This window comes from Flavimaricola marinus, assembly GCF_900184895.1.
In the GTDB taxonomy this organism is placed as follows: Bacteria; Pseudomonadota; Alphaproteobacteria; order Rhodobacterales; family Rhodobacteraceae; genus Flavimaricola; species Flavimaricola marinus.
Genome location: NZ_FXZK01000001.1, coordinates 1,227,468 through 1,248,708 on the forward strand (window position 1 = coordinate 1,227,468; position 21,241 = coordinate 1,248,708).

A 21,241-nucleotide genomic window follows, 5' to 3' on the forward strand; every position below is an offset into this window, starting at 1 on the left:
TTATAATGGACAGTCGGCTGTCAATCTGCCCTGACAGCCTGCAAAACCGACGTCACGAAGGGGCGCCGTACCGGGCTGAGCCGGAGGTGCGTAAAGCCGGCGGCATGGAGAAGGGCCGAGATCTCATCCGCCGAGCGGGCCCGGCCTGTCTGCATCGCCATGCAATAGAGCGCGAAATAGGCGTCGCCCGCCCGTTCGGGCCGGTCGCCCCCGGTCATCGGCTCCGACACGATGAGCCGCCCGCCCTTGGGCAAGGCGGCGTGAACGGCGCTCAGCAAGCGCGCGACGGTGGCGTCGCTGTGATCGTAGAGCACCCGTATCAGGCTGATCGCATCCATCCCCTTCGGCAGCGGCTGATCCCGGAACGAACCGGGCACGATGGTCAAAGCGTGATCCATCGCGTCAAAGCGGCTGCGCGCGGCGGGGGCCACGGCGGGCAGATCGAACAGGGTTAGCGCGATATCGGGGCTGGCGCGGGCCACGGCGGCGAGGAACGCCCCGGTGCCGCCGCCCACGTCCATCAGGCTGCGCACACCTCTGAGGTCTACGGCGGCCAGCGTGTCCTCTGCGACGAGCGTCTGGCTGTCGGCCATGAGCCGCGAGTATCGCTCGGCCGTCGCCGGATCGGTGGCCGCCCCGGCGCCAAAGACATAGGGCCAGAAATCGGCCAGTTCGGTGACTGTCTGCCCGCGAAAGAACTCCACCGGATCGGACAGATCGCGATAGAGCACTTCGTGGTGGCGGATCATCTCGGCCAATCCCGGCACCCCGGTCAACGCCGCCCCGCGCCGGGTCAGTCCAAAGCGGCCGTCGCGCTTGCGCTTGAGCAGGCCCAGCGCCGCGCCGCCATTGAGCAACACAAGCATCCGCTCCGTCGGAACCGACGCGACCCGGCCCAGATGCTCTGCATCCTGCGGCCCGGCCAACAGGAGGTGCGGTATCTCGAACGCCACCAGAGCCGACAGGATCTGCGAATGACAGAACCCCGCCACCAGATCGAACATCGCCTCGCCCTCGGCCCGCACGATCCGGCGGGTCAGCGGAAACCGCGCCGCCCAAGCCTGAAACCCGCGAGATGCCACGAGCCGATTGACCCAGCCGCCAGCTTGCCTCTGCCCGACGGGCGGGCTTCGCAGGGGGGCGGGGATATCGCTCACGGGTGTCTCTTCATCTTGGCAAGAAAACTCATGGCGCCACGTCCTACTCCCCGGGAACGGTGAGTTTGGCGCGCGCCGCTGCGGGCACGAGGCGGTCCGCGTAGGCCCGCACCATCTGCGCCAGGCCCGCTTCGCCGGGGCAGGCCGGGATCGACGAAATCGCCCCGGCCAGAATGTCGTCCAGCCGGCCGACGGCGCCGCGCACCCCCAAAAGCGTGACCGCATTGGGCCGACCGTGCAGGTCGTCCTGCCCTGCCGGTTTGCCCAACTCGCCCTCGTCGCAGAGCGCGTCGCGCAGGTCGTCGGCCACTTGAAACGCCTCGCCGATGCGGGCGCCGAGTTCTTCCCAAGGCTCTGCCTCTTGCCCGGCCGCAATCGCCCCCATCTGGGTGGCGGCGATGAACAGCGCCCCGGTCTTGGACTGGTGGTAGGCCGAGAGGTCGATGTCGTCCTCGCTCTCCCATCCCTGCCCGGCGCAGATGCCCCCCGGCATCCCCGTCCGCCGCCCAAGGACCGAGATCAGCCCGAGCGCCCGCGCCGGATCGTTGATCCCGGCCTGTGCCAGCACTTCGAACCCCATCACGATCAGGCTGTCACCGCAGAGCAGCGCCAGCGGTTGCGAGAACGCCCGGTGCACCGACGGTTTGCCCCGCCTCGTATCCGCATCGTCGAACATCGGCAGGTCGTCATGCACGAGGCTGGCGCAGTGGATCAGTTCCAGTGCGGCCGCGGCCGCATCGGTCAGTTCCGGCCTGTCGTCTCCACAGGCCCGCGCGACGGATACGAGGATCGTCGGCCGGATCCGCGCCCCGCCCGGCGTGACCGCGTATTCGAGGGCCGCGGCCAGTTTCGGCGGCGTGGTGCCCCTTTGACCGGCCCGAATGGCGGCGGTGACGGCGGCGTCGATCCGTGCGGCTGTGCTCATGAGGCGGTCCTTGTTCAGCGGCGGCTTTGGGTGTGTCACCCATTTTGGACAGTCATTGTGTAAACCAGACTGGACAGTTTTCCATTCCGAGTCAACAATCACCCCAAGGAGGAGTGCATGACGTCCACCGAATCTCGGCCAGCGCATGTGGCGATTATCGGAGCCGGTATCGCCGGGCTTGCGGCTGCCCTGCGCCTGAGCGCCGCCGGCCACGCGGTGACCGTGATCGAGGCCCAGCCCGGTCCGGGTGGCAAGATGCGCGCGCTGCCCAGCGCCGCCGGTCCGGTGGATGCGGGCCCCACCGTTCTGACCATGCGCCCGGTGTTCGAGGATCTGTTCGCCGCTGCGGGGGAGCGCTTGCAGGATCACCTGACCCTGACCCCGCTGCCGATCCTTGCCCGTCATTTCTGGGATGACGGGGCGACCCTCGACCTGATGGCAGACCGCGACGCCAGCGCCGCCAACATCGCGGCGGCCTTTGGCCCCCGAGCTGCCCGCGAGTTCACCGATTTTGCCGCCCGCGCCGCCCGCTTGTTCGATGCCTTTGACGCCCCGATGATGCAAAGCCCCGCCCCGTCACAGACGGCATTGGCAATGACGGTCGCCGCCCGCCCCGGTCTGATCCGCGACATGGCCCCCTGGGCGTCGCTCGGGGCGATGCTGGACGGCGCGTTCTCAGACCCTCATCTGGCCCAGTTGTTCGGCCGCTATGCCACCTATGTCGGCGGCTCGCCCTATGCCTCGCCTGCTCTGCTCTCGCTGATTGCCGAGGCGGAGGCCCGCGGCGTCTGGGCGATCAAGGGCGGAATGCATCGCCTTGCCCGAACCTTGGAACAACTGGCACGCGATCGGGGCGCCGCGTTCCTCTATGCCACCCGCGCCCAGCGCATCGAGATGCGCGATGGCCGGGCCGCTGGCGTGACCACGACCAATGGTCGTGTCCCGGCCGATGCGGTTCTGTTCAACGGTGATCCGAGGGCGCTGCATCGCGGCCTCTTGGGCGAGGCGGTGACCCAGGCGGTGCCGTCTTCGGCGGTGGGGCCGCGCAGCCTGTCGGCATGGGTTCATGCCTTTGCCGCGACCCCGAGCGGCCCGGACCTTGCCTATCACACGGTGTTCTTCGGCCATGATCCCCGCGCCGAGTTCGACGCCTTGGCCCGCGGCCAGCGCCCGCGTGACGCCACCTTGTATATCTGCGCTCAGGATCGGGCCGGCCCTGCCCGCCCGACCGGCCCCGAACGATTTGAGATCATTCTGAACGGCGCTCCGACCGGACCTCGGACCGCCGCCCGCCCAGAGACCGAGAGGGATATTGCCCAATGTCAGACACAAGTGTTCGACCGCCTCGCAGCCTTCGGGCTGAGCTTCGATCCGCGACCGGGGCCAATGAGCCTGACCAGCCCGGAGGGGTTCGCCCGCCTGTTTCCGGCCAGCACCGGTTCCCTCTACGGGCGGAGCCCACATGGTCTGACGGCGGGCCTGAAGCGCCCGACGGCCCGAACCCCGGTGCCGGGCCTCTACCTCTGCGGCGGCGGGGCGCATCCGGGGGCGGGGGTGCCGATGGCGACCCTCTCCGCCAGGCACGCGGCAGATGCGATCATGGCGGACCAAACTTCGCCCTCGCCGTCCCGCCGGACGGCTATGCGTGGTGGTATATCGACGGGATCAGCGCCTGCGGCACACGCGCGGTCTCGGTCATCGCCTTCATAGGCTCTGTCTTTTCGCCCTGGTACAAATGGTCGGGACGCCGCGACCCGGAGAACCACGTCTGCATCAACGTGGCGACCTATGGCCCCGGTGGCCGGTTTACAATGACCGATCGCGGCCGCGCGGCCCTGCGCCAGAGCGCAGATACCTTCGAGGTGGGGCCGTCAAAGTTGCACTGGGATGGCGGGCGTCTGGTCATCGACATCGACGAGATTTCCGGGCCACCGGTGATTTCCCGCGTGAGGGGGCGGATCACGGTCACGCCCCATGCGGTCACGGATGTTGAAATGCCGCTGACCGCCGACGGGGCGCACATCTGGCGTCCGTTTGCGCCCAGCGCCGATATCTCGGTCGATCTGGAAGCCGACGGCTGGGAGTGGGACGGCCACGGCTATTTCGACGCCAATTTCGGCACCCGCGCCTTGGAGGCCGATTTCAAGTTCTGGACCTGGGGTCGCTATCCCCGGTCCGACGGCGCGATCTGTTTCTATGACGCGATCCGTCGCGATGGGTCGGAATTGGAGGCGGCGATCGCCTTTGACGGGACCGGCGCGGCGCGCGTCGTGGAGGCTCCGCCCCGGACGCGGTTCAAGCGGTCGCTCTGGCAGGTGAAACGCGAGACGCGGGCGGACCCCGGTGTGGTGCCGAGGCAGGTTCTGGGGATGCTGGATGCGCCGTTCTATTCCCGGTCGTCGGTGACGACACAGGTTGACGGCGAAGTGGTGACGGGGGTGCACGAGGCGCTGGATCTGGATCGATTTGCCTCGCCGCTGATCAAGCCGATGCTGGCGGTCAGGGTTCCGAGGCGGGCGGGCTGGACGTTTCCGTCTTAGCGCCTGCCGAGGCGGAGTGGTGGGGGCGCACTGTGCGCCCCCGACCGGCAAGTCAGGTGTAGTAGACGTCGCGGAACACCAAGTGGACGATATCGTCCCGCTTGATGCCGAGCGCCGCAAGTTGGGCATCGGACATCGCCTGAAGTGTATGCACGCGGCGCATCCGCGGATTATTCTCCGCGATGCTGACGATCGTCGCGCTGAACCAATTGCCGATGCGCGAGAGCACATCCACCTTTGGGTAAAAATCGTTGTTCGGGATGGCATGAGCCATTGGAATCCGTCCTGTATTGTTGCGCCTAATTGGCTGCACAAGACTTAGGCAGTTTGAGAACAGGTCAACACCACCATGGGTGCAATGCCGCAATGCAGCATTTGCATGGCTGGGAGCGTCACGTCCGCCTGCCCGACGCGCGGGTGATTCCCTTATTCCGCCGCCAGATCAAGCTGCTGGGCGTCGTAGAGCCTGCGATACCGTCCACCCTGCATCAACAATTCGGCGTGGGTGCCGACCTCGGTGATCCGGCCCGCTTCGATCACCGCGATTCGACTGGCTCCCCGGATGGTCGCCAAACGGTGTGCGATGACGAGCACGGTGCGCCCCTGAGCAAGCTCTTCTAGGGAGGCCTGAATCAGGCGCTCTGTCTCGGTGTCGAGCGCGGAGGTGGCTTCGTCGAGGATCAGGATCGGCGGGTTGCGCAGGAAGATCCGCGCGATGGCGACCCGCTGTTTCTGACCGCCCGAGAGCTTGACCCCCCGCTCGCCGATGACGGTGTCGAGCCCCAAGGGCAGGTCGTCGATCATCTGATCGAGCCGCGCCCGGCGGGCGGCGTCCAGGATCTCGCTCTCTGACGCCTCGAGCCGTCCGTAGGCGATGTTTTCCCGCAGGGTGCCGCCGAACAGGAAAACGTCCTGGCTGACGATCCCGATTTGCTGCCGCAGCGAGGCGATGGTGACGGACCGGATGTCCTGCCCATCGACGGTGATCGCCCCGTGCGAGACTTCGTAGAAGCGCGGCACGAGGGCGGCGAGCGTGGTCTTGCCCGCGCCGGATGGCCCGACGAAGGCGACGGTTTCACCGGGCGCGACCGTGAGCGAGATGCCTGACAGGATCACCCTGTCGGTCGCGTAGCCGAAGCCCACGTCGTCGAACCTGATCTCGCCCTTGACCGGCCCCAGATCGGGCGCGCCGGGCGCATCGGTGATGTCGGGCGCGGTGGCCAGCAATTCCGAGTAGCGTTTGAACCCGGCGATCCCCTTGGGATAGGTCTCGATCACGGCGGCGATCTTTTCCAGCGGCTGATAGAACACGTTGATCAGCAAGAGGAACCCGACGAAGCCGCCGACGGTCAGGCTGCCTTGGGTGACGAACCATGTGCCTGCGAGCAGGATGACCACTTGCAACAGCCGCATTCCCAGAAAGTTCAGCGAGATGGTGATCGCCATGATCCGGTAGGCTTCGCGCTTGACCGCGCCGTATTTCGTGTTGTCGACGGCAAAGAGCGCCTTTTCGTGCTCTTCGTTGGCAAAGGCCCGCACGACCCGCGCCCCGCCGACGTTCTCTTCGATTCGGGCGTTGAATGCCCCGACCCTTTCGAACTGGCTGCGGAAGTTGCGCGTCATCTCGCCGCCGTAGCGGAAGGCCAGCCAGAACACCAAGGGCGCGATGGTCGACGCGATCAACGCAAGCGGCGGGTGCACGTAGAACATCAGTGCCAGCGCCCCGAGGAAAGTCATCAGCGCGACGAAGAGGTCCTCCGGCCCGTGGTGCGCGATCTCTCCGATCTCTTCGAGGTCCTTGGTCAGCCGCCCCACGAGGTGCCCGGTCTTTTGTTCGTCAAAGAAGCTGACGGGCAGGTTCTGCAGATGCTCGAAGGCCCGCCGCCGCATCTCTGTCTCGATCGAGATCCCGAGCACGTGCCCCCAGTAGGTGACGATCGCCATCAGCGCGGTGTTGAGCAGGTAGATCACGAGCAGCCCCGCCGCCGCCAGCACGATCAGCCCCCAATCGCCGCGCGGCAGCAGCGTGTCCACGAAGACCTTGACCGCGAGCGGGAAGCCCAGCGCCAGAAGCCCCGCCAGCACCGCGCAGCCGAAATCGAGCAGGAACAGTCTGCGATGGGGCGCGTAATAGCTGAAGAAGTCCTTGAGCATAGGCGGGACGCTTTCCGGTATCGGGATGCCCGGAGGCAGACCAGATTGAGCCATGAGAGTCCAGTGTCGGGCGACAGCGATCACGCACCCGCCCCGGATAATTGATCTGGCTCAACGCTTGGATCCGCGAAATGGCCTATCCTGACGGCAGGATTTGGATGGAGGCCAGAATGGAGACAAACGCACTTCCCCACTATGACGATACGGTCAACACGACCGGTTGTTGTCCCAAGTTCAACCCGAAGGGTTGGGACGGCGCCGAGCTTCATTTCGCGGACAAGCCCTTTGTCCGGGCGGAAACGAGGTCGGCCCTGCATGTGCCGATCAACATGGACAAGGTCTTTGGCCGGGTGCAGCGCAACATCGAAGTGGTTGCCGCCTATGACCCGGACGACTACATCGTTCTGAGCCGCGATCTGACGCCGTGGAAGGCCGAGCATCTGTTTGCGGTCAAGGCGCCGGTACCTTCGGAGGAGGCGGTGACGCTGACCGGCGATTATGTGACCAAGGTCTTTGAAGGCCCGTATCGCAAGGCCAAGGACTGGTTCGAGGAGCTTCAGCGCCTCGCCGCCGAGGCCGGTCGTGAAACCGACGAGGTCTATTTCTTCTACACGACCTGTCCGAAATGCGCCAAAGCCTACGGCGAGAACTATGTCGTCGGCGTTGTCCGCGTTGCCTGACGGCGGGTTGCGCCCCGCTGCCCGGTGAGGTTTCCCCGATGAAGCGCCCCGCCAACCCGATGCCCGACGATATTGCGCGGGCGATTGACGCGGCCGGTTTGCGCCCCGCCTACGACGCCCGGCCCTGGTATCAGCGCAATGACTATCTGGGTTGGATCGCCCGCGCCAAACGCGCCGAGACGCGGGCCAAGCGGTTGCAGCAGATGCTCGACGAGCTGCGTGCGGGCGATGCCTACATGAAGATGCCGTGGGGCCGAGGGCGGTCGCGGGAGTAACCCCCTGTCAGCCGGCGAAGCCGTCCTCGTCTGCGAGCGCCTCAAACCCCGGCGGGATCGCCAGACCGAGCTCTTGGCAGAGGAGCCGCACGTCGTGCCAATCGCTCGGCCGCAGCTCGTAGCCGCTGTGCGATTGGATCAGCCAGTGCGGCGGCACGCACCGAACTTCGGTGCCCAGAATGAAGCCGCTGCCCGAGACGTGATCGGCGACGTAGGAGACCCCGCCCGCGTTGCTGCCGTCGGGGTTGAGGATGTAGGAATGCACGTCGATCAACCGCCCTTGCCGATCCTCCAGCACGAAGTTGTGCTCCCACGAGTCGGGTCGCGCCACCTCGACATAGCCGCGCGCGTCGAGCATCGCCCTGAGCGCCGGGACGTGGACCGCGGGCAGCGCGATATCGAGATCGTTGTGCTCTCTGGTCTGCCGCTTGAGAACCGCGTCGACCGCCCAGCCGCCGTCGATACAGACCTCAAGCCCGCGCTCTTGCGTGGCCAGCCAAAACTCGACGACGGATTCTGCCTGCATCGGATACACCTTGGAACCTTGGCACGTTGCGCGATTGGCCGAGGGTCGGACGCGGGGCCGATCGTTGTCAAGCCAGCGGCCGCGACCCGCTCTTGCAGAGAGGCGGTCACCTTGTAGAGTGCGCCGACACTTCACACCCCAAAGGACCGCGCGGATGATCCCTGTATTTGACGGACACAACGATTTTCTGTTGAGGCTCCATACCAATCCGGGCAAGCGCGAGGCGATCTGGTCGGGCGCGGAGAGCGGCGGCCATCTGGACCTGCAACGGATGAAGGCTGGCGGCTTTGTCGGTGGGTTCTTTGCGGTCTTTGTCCCGCCGACCGGCCCAGTCGATTTTGCATCCTTTGACGCGATGCTGAGCGATCCGCCCTATGACCTGCCCTTGCCCGAGCAGATGGATCACAAGGCGGCCATGGCCCCGGCCCTCGATATGGTCTCGCATTTGATAGCGCTGGAGCGGACGGGCGATCTGTCGATCTGCCGTTCTGTTGTCGAGATCGACGCCGCGATGACCGAAAGCCGGATCGCGGCCATTCTGCATATGGAGGGGGCCGAGGCGATCGACCCCGATCTCGATAGCCTCTATGCCTTTCACGCCATGGGCCTGCGCTCGCTCGGCCCGGTCTGGTCGCGCCCGACCGCCTTTGGCCACGGCGTGCCGTTTCGCTATCCCGGCGCCCCGGATACCGGCCCGGGCCTGACCGATGCCGGCAAACGTCTGGTCAGGGCCTGCAACGATCTGGGCATCATGATCGACCTGAGCCACCTCAACGGCAAGGGTTTCGACGATGTCGCCGCCCTTTCCGACGCGCCCTTGGTCGCCACCCACTCCAACGCCCATGCGGTGACCCCATCGACCCGCAATCTGACCGACCGCCAGTTGCAGATGATCCGCGACAGCGACGGCATGGTCGGCCTCAACTTTGCCACCGTGTTCCTGCGCGAGGATGGCAAGCAGGAGGCCGCCACCGGATGGGATCCGATCCTGCGCCACCTCGATCACCTGATCGGTGTGCTGGGCGAAGACCGCGTCGGCTTTGGCTCGGATTTCGACGGGGCGACGGTGCCGGAGGTGATCGGCGATGTCGCGGGAATGCCCGCGATGATCGAGGCGCTCAGGCAGCATGGCTATGACGATGCTCTGCTGACCAAGCTGGCCCATGCCAACTGGCTGGCGCTGCTGCGCCGCACGTGGAAGACCGCGCCCTGAAACGACAAAGGGCGGCCCTTGCGCGCCGCCCCGTCTCGTCCGTCTTACCTGAACCGATCAGTTCTCGACGGCCATCATGTCGCCGAAGACCTCGGTCGTCACGGAGCCGCCGTTGCTGATCGTGCCTTGGGCGGTGCCTTCGATCGCGGAGCCGTTGGCGCCGATGAAATCAGCGACCACCTCGAGATCCCAGATCTCGGCATCGGTGCCGTCGGTGAACGAGCCGATGGCGTTGGCGGTGAAGTTGGTGCCCTTAATTTCGCCTTCGGTCAGCGTCAGAGAGCCGTCCATGTCGACGTCGCCACGGGTGTTGAAGTTGTCCATCGTGCCCGTCATGGCGCCGGTGCCGAAATCGGCCTGAAGCGTCAGATCCGACATCATGTCGTAGTCGCTGATGCTGACTGCCGGGGAATCGTTGGAGAACCCGACGACGCCTTCGTAGGTGGCAGTGCCGGAATCGCGCATCTGGTCAGAGGGCGTGTTGCTCAACTCGGACAGTTCGAAATTGAGATCGTCGATCAGGAGGAACTGGTCGTCGAAACTTGCCCCGGTCCCGCCGGAGGTGCTTTGTGTGCCTTGGCTCGACGACGTATCGGTGCCCTCGTCGGAGGAGAACCAACTGTCGCAGCCGGATAGAAAGAGGGCCGCAGCGCTGACCGCCACGATACCCTTGATGGGGTGTGTCATTATTCCGCTCGCCTCAAATGATGGGCCCTTTGTGGGCCTCTGATGATCCGGTCATTGTGCCGGAAACTGATGTTTGAAGCAACGCCCCTTGGTGCGTGGGGCGCTGCATCGCAGGCTTATGGCAACACTGTGCCTAGTTTTGATCCACGCCGAAGGTTCCGAAGATGTCGCCCTGGCTTTCGCCTTCGGGGGTGTAGCTGCCGGTGATCGCACCGGTGATCGCGGTCCCGGTCTCGCCCCGGAACTGCCCGTCGAGATCGAGATCGAGCGCGATGGTCGTCCCGTCATCGACGATGTCGCCGTTGCCGTTGGCGGCCATCAGGTTCTGCACGATCGCCCCGTCGGTCACGTCGACCGTCCCGGAGACGTTGCCGTTGGCCGAATTGAACGATGTGATCGAGCCGCTGATGTCGTTGTTTTCGAAGTCGGCGGTAAGCGACATGTCGGCAAAGAGATCGGCGCCGGGGTTGGCCGAGGTGACAGGCACGTCGTAGTTGAACGCCGCAACGCCGCGGTATTCCACGTTGCCGCTATTGTCCTGGGGCATCATTTCCGGGTCTGTCGCGGGCAGATCTTCGAGCTGGTTGACGAATTGCACCGCTTCGATCGCCTGTTTGTTGAAATCGGGGTTTTCGGTGCCCAGACAGCCGCCAAGCAGCGTCATCGCGATGCCCGTGCCGATGAGTGATGTTGATTTGCGTAGCATGTGCGGTCCTCGATCTGTTCTCAAAACGAAAAGGTCTTTTGCGGTCAGGTCTGCCGGTGCCTTTGCGTCAACATAGACCAATCACCCCGGGGTGACCCGGCCTAATTGCCGGTTTTGTCCAACAATCTGAGCGAGAATTCGCCAGACGCGTCACAGTCCGCAACAATGCACGAGCGGATCAGATCCCTATTTTGGAGGGCTCCAGCGGCTGCTGATTGGGATTGAGCCGCGCCACCGACAGGTTCAGCGCCGCCGCGATCGTCACCCAGACCAGATAGGGCACGAAGGCCAGCCCGGCCCACAGGTCGAGCGCGAAATGCGTCGCCGTCGCGCCGGCGACCGCCACCCAGAGCCCGGCCATGATCGGCAACGCCCCGCGCAACCGCCGCAGTCCGAAGAAAACCGGTGTCCAAAGCGCGTTGAGCGCGATCTGTAGCGCCCAGAAGGCCATCGCGTAGTGGCTCCCCTCGAGCGGCGCGACCCGCGCCCCGGCGAAGGCGATCAGGAAGTAGATCGACGTCCACATGATCGGAAAGAGCCAGTTCGGCGGTGTCCAGCTCGGCTTGTTGAGCGCCTGATACCACGGCCCTGTCGGGAACAGCGCACCGGTCGCCCCGGCGGTGAAGGTTGCGCCCAGAAAGATGAGAAACAGGACGAAGTCCATGGCGGGATTCCTTTCAGGATGACCAGCCTCAATCTAGACCGACGCCGCCCTGCTGCAAGCCCGTTCGCCGGTCCGTCAGGCGGACCGCCCCTGTTCGGCCCGCAGGTTGGCCAGCACATCCAGCAGCGCCCTTGTCCGCCCGACCTGCGCCTGCCCCCGGCTCGCAGCCTCCACCAGATAGGCGACTTCAGGCAGGGGCTGGGCATAGATCACGGCCGATTGCGGCATCACGACCGTGGTCGCCGCCTTGATCGTGGCCTGCGCCATCCATCCCAGTTTCTGACCGCGCGAGGTATGCGCCCGCTGTCCGATGCTGTCGCAGCCCTGCCGTCGCACCTGCGCCCCGATCCCGGCGTAGATCAGCCTTGCGGCAAAGATCCCGATCCGCGCGTTTGCCGGCAGGGCGCTGATCCCGGATTCAGACCGCAGATAGAGCCTGTCCGCCTCGGCCAGAAGCCGCCCGACCATCCGTTTGATCGCCGGATCGGGCTGCGGGTCCGAGAGGAATGCGCGGGGGTCGATCCCCGCCTCCTCCATCCAGTCGAGCGGCAGATAGATCCGCCCGGCCCGCGCGTCTTCGCCCACATCGCGGGCGATGTTAGTCAGTTGCATAGCGACGCCCAGATCGCAGGCCCTCGCCAGCGCATCCGCATCGCGCACCCCCATCAGCACGCACATCATCGCGCCCACGGCGCTGGCCACCCGCGCCGAATAATCGCGCACCCCCGACAACGTCGCGTAGCGCCGCTCTTGCGCATCCCATGCCAGCCCTTCGAGCAGCGCTTCGGGCAGGGCGCGCGGCATGTCGACGTCTTGGATCAGAGCCGCAAAGGCACGGTCTTCGGGCGCGTCGCGTGGCGTGCCAGCATAGGCCCGGTCGAGCCTGTCCTGCAACGACAGCACCGCCCGGCCCTTTTCCGAGCCTTCGTCGACCTCGTCGTCGGCGAGCCTGCAAAAGGCATAGAGCGCCAGCGCCGGATCCCGCACAGAGGCGGGCAGCAGCTTGGACGCGGCGTGGAAGGACAGCGATCCGGTGCGGATCACCGCTTTGCAATGGGCGAGGTCGTCTGGCCTGATGTTGGAGCGCATCGCAGGTCCTATTCGGCAGCCATTGGCAGGGTCGTCTTGCGGGATGCCGGCGCGTCGGGCACCAGTTGCTCCAGCACCTTGGCGCTGGCCACCACCCCCGGAACGCCGGCCCCCGGATGCGTGCCTGCACCGACGAGGAACAGACCCTTGGCCTCTTCCGAGACGTTGTGCGGCCGGAACCATGCGCTTTGCAGGATCCGCGGCTCGACCGAGAAGCCGCAGCCGTGCGGCGAGAGGTACCGCGAGCGGAAATCCTCGGGCGTGAAGGTGAGCGAGGCCGACAGGTGGTCTTGGAAGCCCGGAAGGGTCTGTTCCAGCACGGCGGCGACCTTTTCCTGATACTTGGCCGCTTCGGTGGACCAATCGACCGGATTGTCGTGCCCCAGATGCGGCACCGGCGAGAGGGCGTAGAACGTGTCGCCTCCGGCCGGGGCGACACCCGGATCGGTGACCGAGGGCCGATGCAGATAGAGGCTCATGTCGTCTGCCAGATGGCCCTTCATGAAGATGTCTTGCAGCAACCCTTCGTAGCGCGGCCCGGCGAGGATGGTGTGATGCCCCACATCCGGCCACATGGCGGAGGTGCCTTTGGTGCCGAAATACCAGACAAAGAGCCCCATGGACCAACGGCTGCGCTTGAGCTTTGCCCGTGTCCATCGCCTCTTACGGTGATTGCGCAGGAGGTGGTTGTAGGTGTGGCCCGCATCGGCGTTCGAGACGACCAACGGGGCCGCCATGACAGCGCCGTCGGTCAGCCGAACCCCTTGCACAGAGCCTGTTTCGATGAGAATCTCGTCGACTTCGGCGCCTTGGATCACCTGCCCGCCCTGCCGCTCGATCACCTTGACCATGGCATCGGCGATCGCCTGCACCCCGCCCACCGAATAGTGGACGCCGTATTCCTTTTCGAGATGCGAGACGAGCGCATACATCGAGGTGACGTGCATCGGATCGCCGCCGATGAACAGCGGGTGGAAGGACAGCGCCATGCGCAGACGCTCGTCCTTGACCCGCGCCCGCGCCAGCCCGAGGATCGAACGATCCGCCCTGAGCCGCGCAAATTCGGGCAGAACCTTGATGGTTTCCCACAGCTTGTGCATCGGCTTGGTGACCATGCCTTCGTAGCCGACGACATAGCGCCGGGCGCTGTCCTTGAGGAATCTCTTGTAGCCTTTGACGTCGCCGGGACTGAGCCGCGCGACCTCGGCCACCATCGTTTCGGTGCTGCCGGTGGCGGTAAAGACCGACCCGTCCTGCCACCTGATCTCGTAGAACGGCTCGACGGGCCGCAGGTCGACGTCGCGGTCGAAGTCTTCGCCGCAATCCTCCCAAAGTTGCCGGTAAAGCTGCGGCACGGTGACGATCGTCGGGCCGAGATCGAATCGATGCCCGTTCTGGTCAATCGAGGAGCCGCGACCGCCTGCCCGATCGAGGCGGTCCAGCACCGTCACGGCGTAGCCCTTGGCCCCAAGGCGCATGGCGGCGGACAGCCCGCCAAGGCCGGCGCCGATCACGATGGCTTTGTCAGTGTCTGCTGAAGGCTGGCCGAATACTGTCATACGGGAACGATAGCGGTGTAAACCAAAGTTGACAATCTTGGATTTTTGCGCCCTTTTACAAGGCAAACGCCCTGCGCTCTGCCTTTCCAAACCGCAGAGGCTGTGCAAAGGTAGATTGACACTTCTCGCTGCGAGGTCACATGACCCAAGTCGCCAGCCTTTCCTTTTATCGCTTTGCCGGACGGGCGGCCCGGTTCTGGGCGCTGAGCCAGATGGCCTGGGCCCGCGGGCCGCTGGCCCGCACGCCGGACATCGGCTTTTGGAAGCTCTGCGGTTCGGGCAAGGGCGAGGGATTTACGCCGGTGATGTTCCCCGAGGTCTTTGCCATCGTCGCCACATGGCCGGACGAGGCGACCGCCCGCGCCCGTGTCTCGGAGGCGCCTGTGTTCGCCCGATATACCCAGCGCGCCGCCGAAGCCTGGACGGTCTTTTTGACCGCCACCTCGTCGAAGGGCGATTGGTCGGGGGTAGCCCCGTTCGAGATCGCCGCGCCGCAGCCCGGCCCCTTGGCCGCCTTGACCCGTGCCACCGTGAAGCCCGTCATTGCCGCGCAGTTCTGGCGCCGGGTCCCGGATATTTCCGCCAAGATCGGGGCCGATGCCAACGTCGCCTTCAAGATCGGCATGGGAGAGGTGCCGCTATTGCATCAGGTGACCTTCTCGATCTGGCCTGACGAGGCGGCGATGGCCGCCTTTGCCCGCACCGGCCCCCATGCCGAGGCGATCAGGGCCGTCCGCACCGAGGGTTGGTTCAAGAACGAGCTCTACGCCCGGTTCAACGTCACATCCGATATGGGCAGTTGGGGCGGCGTGTCGCCCCTCGCTGCTCTGAAAGAGGCCGCATGAAACAGCCCTTCCCCTTTTCCGCCATCGTCGGCCAAGACGAGATGAAGCGCGCGATGATCCTCACCGCGATCGACCCGTCGATCGGCGGGGTTCTGGTGTTTGGCGATCGTGGCACGGGCAAGTCCACAGCCGTGCGTGCGCTGGCCGCGCTGCTGCCGCCGATCACGGCCGTCAAGGGCTGCCCGGTGAACTCGGAGAACGCCGCGACTGTGCCGGAATGGGCTGGAATAGACACTGTTTCGACCCACGAGGTGCCTACCCCTGTCGTCGATCTGCCCTTGGGCGTGTCTGAGGACAGAGTGACCGGCGCGCTCGATATCGAGCGGGCGTTGACCAAGGGCGAAAAGGCGTTTCAGCCGGGTCTTCTGGCCCGCGCCAACCGGGGGTATCTTTATATCGACGAGGTGAACCTGCTGGAGGATCATATCGTCGACCTCCTGCTCGACGTGGCGCAATCGGGCGAGAACGTGGTCGAGCGGGAGGGGCTGAGCATCCGTCACGCCGCCCGCTTTGTCCTCGTTGGCTCGGGCAACCCGGAGGAGGGCGAGTTGCGGCCCCAGTTGCTCGACCGGTTCGGTTTGTCGGTCGAGGTGGCCTCGCCCAAGGATATCGATGCCCGCGTCGAGGTGATCCGCCGCCGCGATGGATATGAGACCGACAACGCCGCCTTCATGCTGCGCTGGCAGGCCGAGGATGCCGCCATACGCGAGCAGATTTTGGGGGCACGCAAGGCTCTGAAGAAGCTCAAGACGCCGGAGACGGCGCTGCGCGATGTGGCGGAGCTGTGTCTGGCGCTGGGCTCGGATGGATTGCGCGGCGAGTTGACCCTGCTCAAGGCCGCCCGCGCCTATGCCGCGTGGCGCGACGATACCGCTCTGACCCGCGGCCATATCCGCGATGTGGCCCCGATGGCCCTGCGCCACCGGCTGCGCCGCGATCCGCTGGACGAGGCAGGAAGCGGCACCCGTGTGGTGCGCATCGTGGAGGAGGTTCTTGGCTGATCTGGCCGACCCCTTTACCCGCGCCACTTTGGCGCTGAGCCTGTTGGCAATTGATCCCAAGGGGCTGGGCGGGATGCACATCCGTGCCCGCGTCGGCCCCGTCCGCACCGCCTTGGCCGAGATGTTCGGAGCTTTGCCCCTGCCGCTCACCCGGTTGCATCCAGGGGTATCGGACAGCGCCCTGTACGGCGGGCTCGATCTGGCCGCGACCCTGGCGGCAGGCCAGTTGGTGCTGGAACAGGGTCTGTTACTGACGCCTAGCGCCTTGGTGATGCCGATGGCGGAGCGGCTGACGCCGGACCTCGCCGCCCGTTTGGCGTTGGTCCTCGACCAAGGTACGGGGCATTGCCTGATTGCGCTTGACGAAGGCGCGGAGCCGGATGAGAGCTTGCCTGCCTCTCTGGCCGAGCGTCTGGCGTTTTCGGTGGATCTGGAGCCGGTTGCCGTGGGCGATCTGACCGGGTTTCCGCCGGAGCCGGAGGAGCTGATCGCCGCTCGGGCGGCTTTGCCGTGCGTCGCGTACCCATCAGATGCGCTTGCGCAGATCGCGGGACTTTGTGCGCAACTGGGTGTGGATTCAGGCCGTGCGGGGCTGATGGCGTTGCGGGCGGCGCGAGCCAATGCGGCGCTGTTGGGCAAGGATAGTATCGATTTCGACGATGTCACGACAGCCTGTGCGCTGGTTCTGGCGCATCGGGCCACTGTGTTCCCTGTGGCGGACGAGGAGCAGGTGCCGCCGCCCCCACCCCCGGAGCAGGAGGGTGAGGCCGAGGCGCCCGACCCCGATGACGATGCGCTGCACCTGCCGGAGGAACTGCTGTTGGAAGCGGTGCGCGCGATGATCCCGGATGACCTGTTGGCCCGGCTGGCGGCAGGCAAGATCAAGGGCGCGCGCGGGTCTGGCACGGGTGCGAAGAAGAAGGGCAATCGGCGCGGGCGGCCGAAGCCGTCGCGCCCTGGCCGTCTGGGCGATGGTCAGCGGATCGACATAGTGGCGACCCTGCGAGCCGCCGCCCCCTGGCAGACGGTGCGGGGCCGGGATGGGCCGCTGAAGATCCGCCCCGACGACATTCGCGTCAAACGCTATGAGGACAAGTCGGATCGGTTGCTGATCTTTGCCGTCGATGCCTCTGGCTCTGCGGCGCTGGCGCGTTTGGCCGAGGCGAAGGGCGCTGTCGAGCTGCTCCTCGCGCAGGCCTATGCCCGCCGCGATCATGTGGCGCTGATTGCGTTTCGCGGCACGGAGGCGGAGATACTTCTGCCCCCGACCCGCAGCCTTGTGCAGACCAAGCGCCGGTTGGCCGCGCTGCCCGGCGGCGGTGGCACCCCGCTGGCCGCTGGCCTGAAGGCCGCGTTGGAGCTGGCCGGTCAGGCCGGGCGGCGCGGTCTGACCCCGACCTTGGCGCTGCTGACCGATGGCCGGGCGAATATCGCGCTGGATGGTGCGGCCGACCGGGCGCAGGCGGCGGAGGATGCCCAGCGCATTGCTGCAGGTATGCGCGTCAATGGCGTGGAGGCTCTCGTGATAGACACCGGGAACAGGCCGGAGCGGGCGCTGCGCGAGCTTGCCGGGACGTTGGGTGCCGTCTATCTGCCCCTGCCCCGCGCCGATGCGGAGCGGCTCTCGAAGGCTGTCTCTGCCGCGCTGGACTGACCCCGATGCGCTGGCCCGAGGATGCCGCCGGCTGGCCGATGGCCGAGCATTCACGCATGGTTCTGGGCCGTCCGCACCGCTGGCACGTGCAGGAAGCCGGTGAGGGCCCGACCCTGATCCTGATCCACGGCGCCGGGGGCGCGACGCAAAGCTGGCGCGGGCTGTTTCCGCTGCTGGCAAAGACACATCACGTGGTGGCGGTGGACCTTCCCGGTCAGGGCTTTACCCAGATGGGTGCGCGCGGGCGCTGTGGGTTGGATCCGATGGCGGAGGACCTGTTGTCGCTTGTCCGTCAGCAGGGTTGGACCCCTGCCGCCCTGATCGGCCATTCCGCCGGCGTCGCGGTGGCGTTGCGCATGGTGGAACTGGGCCTGCGCGTTCCGGTGGTCGGCATCAACGCCGCCTTGGCGAACTTCAAGGGCGTTGCGGGCTGGCTGTTTCCGACGATGGCCAAGGTGTTGGCGCTGACGCCGATGACGGCGACGGTGTTTGCGGCCACCGCATCGGAGGCGACGGTGCGCAATCTCATCAAGGGAACCGGGTCGCGGCTCGACGCCGAAGGGCTGGCCCTGTATCGCCGCCTCGCCACCGACCGGACCCATGTGGACGCGACCCTGACGATGATGGCTCAGTGGCGGCTGGACGGATTGCTGGCGCGGCTGCCGCGGATCGACGTGCCGGTGGACCTGATCGTGGGCACCGGTGATCTGGCCGTGCCGCCTGCGACGAGCGACGAGGCCGCTGCGCTGTTGCCAGACGCCCGCGTGACCGCGCTGACCGGATTGGGCCATCTGGCGCATGAGGAGGCTCCGGCGGAGGTGGCGGAAGCCATCTTGCGGGTCTTGAGCCGATCAGACTGAGCCGCGCTGTCGACCGACGGGGGCCACGCAACCGCGACAAGCGATCTACCGCTCGAATTGACGCGGCATTTTCATGGTCAAGCCACCGCAGCAGGATTATAACGCCGCAAAACCGCAGGCACGAAAGGCTTTCCATGACCAACCATCTCTATCAGGGCGACTTGCCCGATGGCCTCGACCTTGGCCCGATCGTGGCGATTGATTGCGAGACGATGGGGCTGAACCCGCACCGAGATCGGCTGTGCCTGATCCAGATGTCGGGCGGCGACGGGAACTGCCACCTCGTGCAGGTTGCCAAGGGGCAGACCGAAGCGCCGAACCTGTGCCGGATGCTCGAAGATCCGAATGTGCTCAAGCTGTTCCACTTTGGCCGGTTTGACATCGCGGCCCTGCATCATGCCTTTGGGGCCACGACCGCGCCTGTGTATTGCACCAAGATCGCGTCCAAGATGGTGCGGACCTTCACCGATCGGCACGGCCTGAAGTATCTGCTGCAGGAGTTGCTGAGCGTGGATATTTCCAAGCATCAGCAACAGTCCGACTGGGGCGCCGAGACGCTGACCGAGGCGCAGTTGGATTATGCGGCGTCGGACGTTCTGTATCTGCACAAACTGCGCGAAAAGCTCGACGTATTGCTGGCCCGCGAGGGGCGCACCGAGCTGGCGCAGGCCTGTTTCGAATTCCTGCCCACTCGCGCCAAGCTGGATCTCGCCGGCTGGCCCGAGATCGACATCTTCTCGCACTGACATGCGGGACCGGCGCAACATACGTCGCCGTAGGGGCCGGGCATGAACGGTTCGGACAACCTGTATTCGCAGTTTGTGGCATGGAGCAAGATGCTGCTGCCGCTGGCTGCGCTTGCCCTGTTGTCCACGCTGTTCCTTTGGGCGCGGGCCAGCGAGCCGACCGCAATTCCGATTGCGGAATTGGAAGAGCTTGCCCGCGAGCCGCGTATCAGTGAGCCCTATTTCGCGGGCATTGCCGACGACGGGTCCGTCATCGCCTTGGCTGCCGAAGAGATCCGGCCCGATGCGGACCGCCCCGATGCCTTTGCCGTGACCACCATCCGCGCCGAGATCGACGCCACAGATGGCAGCCGGATCGAGATCACCGCGGGCCGGGGCGAGATCGACCCCCGCGCCAAGACCGCCACGATGAGCGAGTTGGCCCGCCTGACCTCTTCGAGCGGCTATGTGATGGAGACCGAGGGCCTTGTGGCCGATCTGTCGACCGGCACGATCACCTCGCTTGGGCCGCTCGAAGTGCAGGCGCCTTACGGTGATTTTACCGCCGGAGGGCTGACGATCGCGCTATCCGAGAGCGGTGAGGGCCAGCAGATGGTTTTCAATGGCGGCGTCCGCCTGCTATATCAACCGCAACCATAAGGATCGCTTTTGATGATTGCCCGTCTGACAGCCGCTGCTTTGATGATCCTTTGGCCGCTTGCCGGCATTGCCCAGACCAACATCGCGCTGGGCGGGCTGAACGCCGATCCGACCGAAGCGGTCGAGATCACCGCCGATCAGCTGACTGTCGATCAGGACAGCCGCAGCGCCACCTTTGCAGGCAATGTCATCATCGGGCAGGGCGAATTGCGCATCGCCGCGGGCAACGTCCGCGTCGTCTATGACGATGCCTCGGGCCAGATCGCGCAACTTATGGCGACCGGCGGGGTGACCCTTGTCACCGCGACCGAAGCGGCCGAGGCGCAATCGGCGGAGTATGATCTGACCACCGGCCTGCTGACCATGACCGGCGACGTGCTATTGACCCAAGGCGCCAGCGCCCTGAGCGCCGACCGGATGGTCGTCAACCTGACCGCCAACACCGCCCAGATGGATGGACGCGTCCGCACTGTGTTCCAGCAAGGCAACAACTGATGGCCGATGCCGACCAGCGCCATGAACTGACCGTGACCGAGGGCGCGGCGGGGCTTGAGATCATCAACCTCCGCAAGAGCTATCGCAAGCGCCCTGTGATCCGCGACGTGAGCCTGAAGCTCGCGCGCGGCGAGGTCGTCGCGCTGCTTGGCCCGAACGGATCGGGCAAGACCACTTGCTTTTATTCCATCGCCGGTCTGGTGACGCCCGAGGGCGGTCAGGTGATCGTGGACGGGCGCGACGTGACCTTGCTGCCGATGTATCGGCGGGCGCGGCTTGGGATCGGTTATCTGCCGCAGGAAATGTCGATCTTTCGGGGGTTGAACGTCGAGGACAACATCCTGTCGATTCTGGAGATCGCGGTGCCGGACCGCACCAGCCGCCGCGAAAAGCTCGAAGAATTGCTGTCGGAATTCGCCATCGAACACCTGCGCCGTGCCCCGGCGCTGGCCCTGTCGGGTGGTGAACGCCGCCGCGTCGAAATCGCACGCTGTCTGGCCGCTGGCCCGAAATATGTGCTGCTGGATGAGCCCTTTGCCGGCGTCGATCCGATTGCGGTGGGCGAGATCAGGGTGCTCGTCTCTGCGCTGTGCGACCGGGGAATCGGCGTGTTGATCACCGATCACAACGTCCGCGAAACCCTCGAAATCGTGGATCGTGCCTATATTCTGCACGATGGCAAGGTTCTGATGTCGGGCACCACGGACGAGGTGATCCGCGACGAGAAGGTGCGCAGCGTCTATCTGGGGCAGAGTTTCCGCGTGACGTGATCTCGCGCAATGTTAACCACTGAACCATTGACAACGACCCCCTCAGTAGTGCGGAA

Annotated in this window: 23 protein-coding genes; 13 read left to right on the forward strand and 10 right to left on the reverse strand. The window is 65.7% G+C overall.

The genetic code is table 11. From position 1 onward, the window contains the following. Positions 1–20 precede the first annotated feature (20 nt). The gene (locus tag LOM8899_RS05950; protein WP_245820464.1) at positions 21–1,148 is read right to left on the reverse strand and encodes a methyltransferase; all 1,128 of its coding nucleotides are present in this window, start codon (positions 1,146–1,148) and stop codon (positions 21–23) included. 52 nt (positions 1,149–1,200) lie between these two features. Beyond that, complete coding sequence (locus tag LOM8899_RS05955) at positions 1,201–2,082, reverse strand: polyprenyl synthetase family protein (protein ID WP_093991454.1); 882 nt, start codon at positions 2,080–2,082, stop codon at positions 1,201–1,203. Between the two features lie 117 nt (positions 2,083–2,199). Between LOM8899_RS05955 and crtD the strand changes: the two genes are divergently transcribed. Next, positions 2,200–3,792, forward strand: coding sequence for a 1-hydroxycarotenoid 3,4-desaturase CrtD (gene crtD / locus LOM8899_RS05960; RefSeq protein WP_093991168.1), 1,593 nt, complete (start codon positions 2,200–2,202; stop codon positions 3,790–3,792). Then, on the forward strand, positions 3,789–4,622 hold the full coding sequence (gene crtC, locus LOM8899_RS05965) for a carotenoid 1,2-hydratase (protein ID WP_503100229.1): 834 nt from the start codon (positions 3,789–3,791) through the stop codon (positions 4,620–4,622). The genes crtD and crtC overlap by 4 nt, the downstream gene beginning before the upstream one ends. A 52-nt stretch (positions 4,623–4,674) precedes the next feature. Here the strand turns inward: crtC and LOM8899_RS05970 are convergent, their stop codons facing one another. Both LOM8899_RS05970 and LOM8899_RS05975 read right to left on the reverse strand, forming a co-directional pair. Further along, complete coding sequence (locus LOM8899_RS05970; protein ID WP_093991169.1) at positions 4,675–4,896, reverse strand: DUF1127 domain-containing protein; 222 nt, start codon at positions 4,894–4,896, stop codon at positions 4,675–4,677. A 152-nt stretch (positions 4,897–5,048) separates the two neighbouring features. Continuing rightward, positions 5,049–6,776, reverse strand: coding sequence for an ABC transporter ATP-binding protein (locus tag LOM8899_RS05975; RefSeq protein WP_093991170.1), 1,728 nt, complete (start codon positions 6,774–6,776; stop codon positions 5,049–5,051). Between the two features lie 170 nt (positions 6,777–6,946). On the opposite strand from LOM8899_RS05975, the gene LOM8899_RS05980 reads away from it, so the two are divergent. Next, positions 6,947–7,456, forward strand: coding sequence for a hydrolase (locus LOM8899_RS05980; protein ID WP_093991456.1), 510 nt, complete (start codon positions 6,947–6,949; stop codon positions 7,454–7,456). Positions 7,457–7,494: 38 nt separating this feature from the next. Continuing rightward, complete coding sequence (locus LOM8899_RS05985; protein WP_211096162.1) at positions 7,495–7,731, forward strand: YdeI/OmpD-associated family protein; 237 nt, start codon at positions 7,495–7,497, stop codon at positions 7,729–7,731. Between the two features lie 7 nt (positions 7,732–7,738). On the opposite strand, the gene LOM8899_RS05990 is transcribed toward LOM8899_RS05985, so the two are convergent. Further along, complete coding sequence (locus LOM8899_RS05990; RefSeq protein WP_093991171.1) at positions 7,739–8,257, reverse strand: nucleotidyltransferase domain-containing protein; 519 nt, start codon at positions 8,255–8,257, stop codon at positions 7,739–7,741. Positions 8,258–8,411: 154 nt separating this feature from the next. Here LOM8899_RS05990 and LOM8899_RS05995 point away from each other — a divergent pair, with 154 nt between their 5' ends. Continuing rightward, positions 8,412–9,470 carry a dipeptidase gene (locus LOM8899_RS05995; RefSeq protein WP_093991172.1) on the forward strand — a complete coding sequence of 353 codons (1,059 nt, stop codon included), beginning with the start codon at positions 8,412–8,414 and terminating at the stop codon, positions 9,468–9,470. Between the two features lie 57 nt (positions 9,471–9,527). Here the strand turns inward: LOM8899_RS05995 and LOM8899_RS06000 are convergent, their stop codons facing one another. The 5 genes from LOM8899_RS06000 to LOM8899_RS06020 form a co-directional block, all read right to left on the reverse strand. Then, positions 9,528–10,157 carry a HupA family protein gene (locus tag LOM8899_RS06000; RefSeq protein WP_093991173.1) on the reverse strand — a complete coding sequence of 210 codons (630 nt, stop codon included), beginning with the start codon at positions 10,155–10,157 and terminating at the stop codon, positions 9,528–9,530. Positions 10,158–10,290: 133 nt separating this feature from the next. Further along, positions 10,291–10,863 carry a HupA family protein gene (locus LOM8899_RS06005; RefSeq protein ID WP_093991174.1) on the reverse strand — a complete coding sequence of 191 codons (573 nt, stop codon included), beginning with the start codon at positions 10,861–10,863 and terminating at the stop codon, positions 10,291–10,293. A gap of 178 nt (positions 10,864–11,041) precedes the next feature. Continuing rightward, positions 11,042–11,527, reverse strand: coding sequence for a tryptophan-rich sensory protein TspO (gene tspO, locus LOM8899_RS06010; RefSeq protein WP_093991175.1), 486 nt, complete (start codon positions 11,525–11,527; stop codon positions 11,042–11,044). Positions 11,528–11,602: 75 nt separating this feature from the next. Further along, on the reverse strand, positions 11,603–12,616 hold the full coding sequence (crtB, locus tag LOM8899_RS06015) for a 15-cis-phytoene synthase (RefSeq protein WP_093991176.1): 1,014 nt from the start codon (positions 12,614–12,616) through the stop codon (positions 11,603–11,605). An 8-nt stretch (positions 12,617–12,624) separates the two neighbouring features. Continuing rightward, positions 12,625–14,175, reverse strand: a complete 1,551-nt coding sequence (locus LOM8899_RS06020) for a phytoene desaturase (protein WP_093991177.1) — start codon at positions 14,173–14,175, stop codon at positions 12,625–12,627. A 140-nt stretch (positions 14,176–14,315) separates the two neighbouring features. Here LOM8899_RS06020 and crtA point away from each other — a divergent pair, with 140 nt between their 5' ends. The 8 genes from crtA (at position 14,316) to lptB (ending at position 21,185) form a co-directional block, all read left to right on the forward strand. Next, the gene (gene crtA / locus LOM8899_RS06025) at positions 14,316–15,020 is read left to right on the forward strand and encodes a spheroidene monooxygenase (protein ID WP_093991178.1); all 705 of its coding nucleotides are present in this window, start codon (positions 14,316–14,318) and stop codon (positions 15,018–15,020) included. Continuing rightward, the gene (gene bchI / locus LOM8899_RS06030; RefSeq protein ID WP_093991179.1) at positions 15,017–16,021 is read left to right on the forward strand and encodes a magnesium chelatase ATPase subunit I; all 1,005 of its coding nucleotides are present in this window, start codon (positions 15,017–15,019) and stop codon (positions 16,019–16,021) included. Before crtA ends, bchI begins: the two co-directional genes overlap by 4 nt. Next, positions 16,014–17,675 (forward strand): magnesium chelatase subunit D, encoded by a 1,662-nt coding sequence (locus tag LOM8899_RS06035; RefSeq protein ID WP_370739290.1) that lies wholly within the window; start codon positions 16,014–16,016, stop codon positions 17,673–17,675. The genes bchI and LOM8899_RS06035 overlap by 8 nt, the downstream gene beginning before the upstream one ends. A 5-nt stretch (positions 17,676–17,680) precedes the next feature. Then, positions 17,681–18,535 carry an alpha/beta fold hydrolase BchO gene (gene bchO, locus LOM8899_RS06040; protein ID WP_093991181.1) on the forward strand — a complete coding sequence of 285 codons (855 nt, stop codon included), beginning with the start codon at positions 17,681–17,683 and terminating at the stop codon, positions 18,533–18,535. Positions 18,536–18,669: 134 nt separating this feature from the next. After that, on the forward strand, positions 18,670–19,281 hold the full coding sequence (locus tag LOM8899_RS06045) for a ribonuclease D (RefSeq protein WP_093991182.1): 612 nt from the start codon (positions 18,670–18,672) through the stop codon (positions 19,279–19,281). Positions 19,282–19,323: 42 nt separating this feature from the next. Next, positions 19,324–19,920 (forward strand): LPS export ABC transporter periplasmic protein LptC, encoded by a 597-nt coding sequence (locus LOM8899_RS06050; RefSeq protein WP_093991183.1) that lies wholly within the window; start codon positions 19,324–19,326, stop codon positions 19,918–19,920. A gap of 12 nt (positions 19,921–19,932) precedes the next feature. Beyond that, the gene (locus LOM8899_RS06055) at positions 19,933–20,415 is read left to right on the forward strand and encodes an LptA/OstA family protein (RefSeq protein ID WP_093991184.1); all 483 of its coding nucleotides are present in this window, start codon (positions 19,933–19,935) and stop codon (positions 20,413–20,415) included. Then, positions 20,415–21,185, forward strand: a complete 771-nt coding sequence (lptB, locus tag LOM8899_RS06060) for an LPS export ABC transporter ATP-binding protein (protein ID WP_093991185.1) — start codon at positions 20,415–20,417, stop codon at positions 21,183–21,185. Before LOM8899_RS06055 ends, lptB begins: the two co-directional genes overlap by 1 nt. Positions 21,186–21,241: the final 56 nt, after the last annotated feature.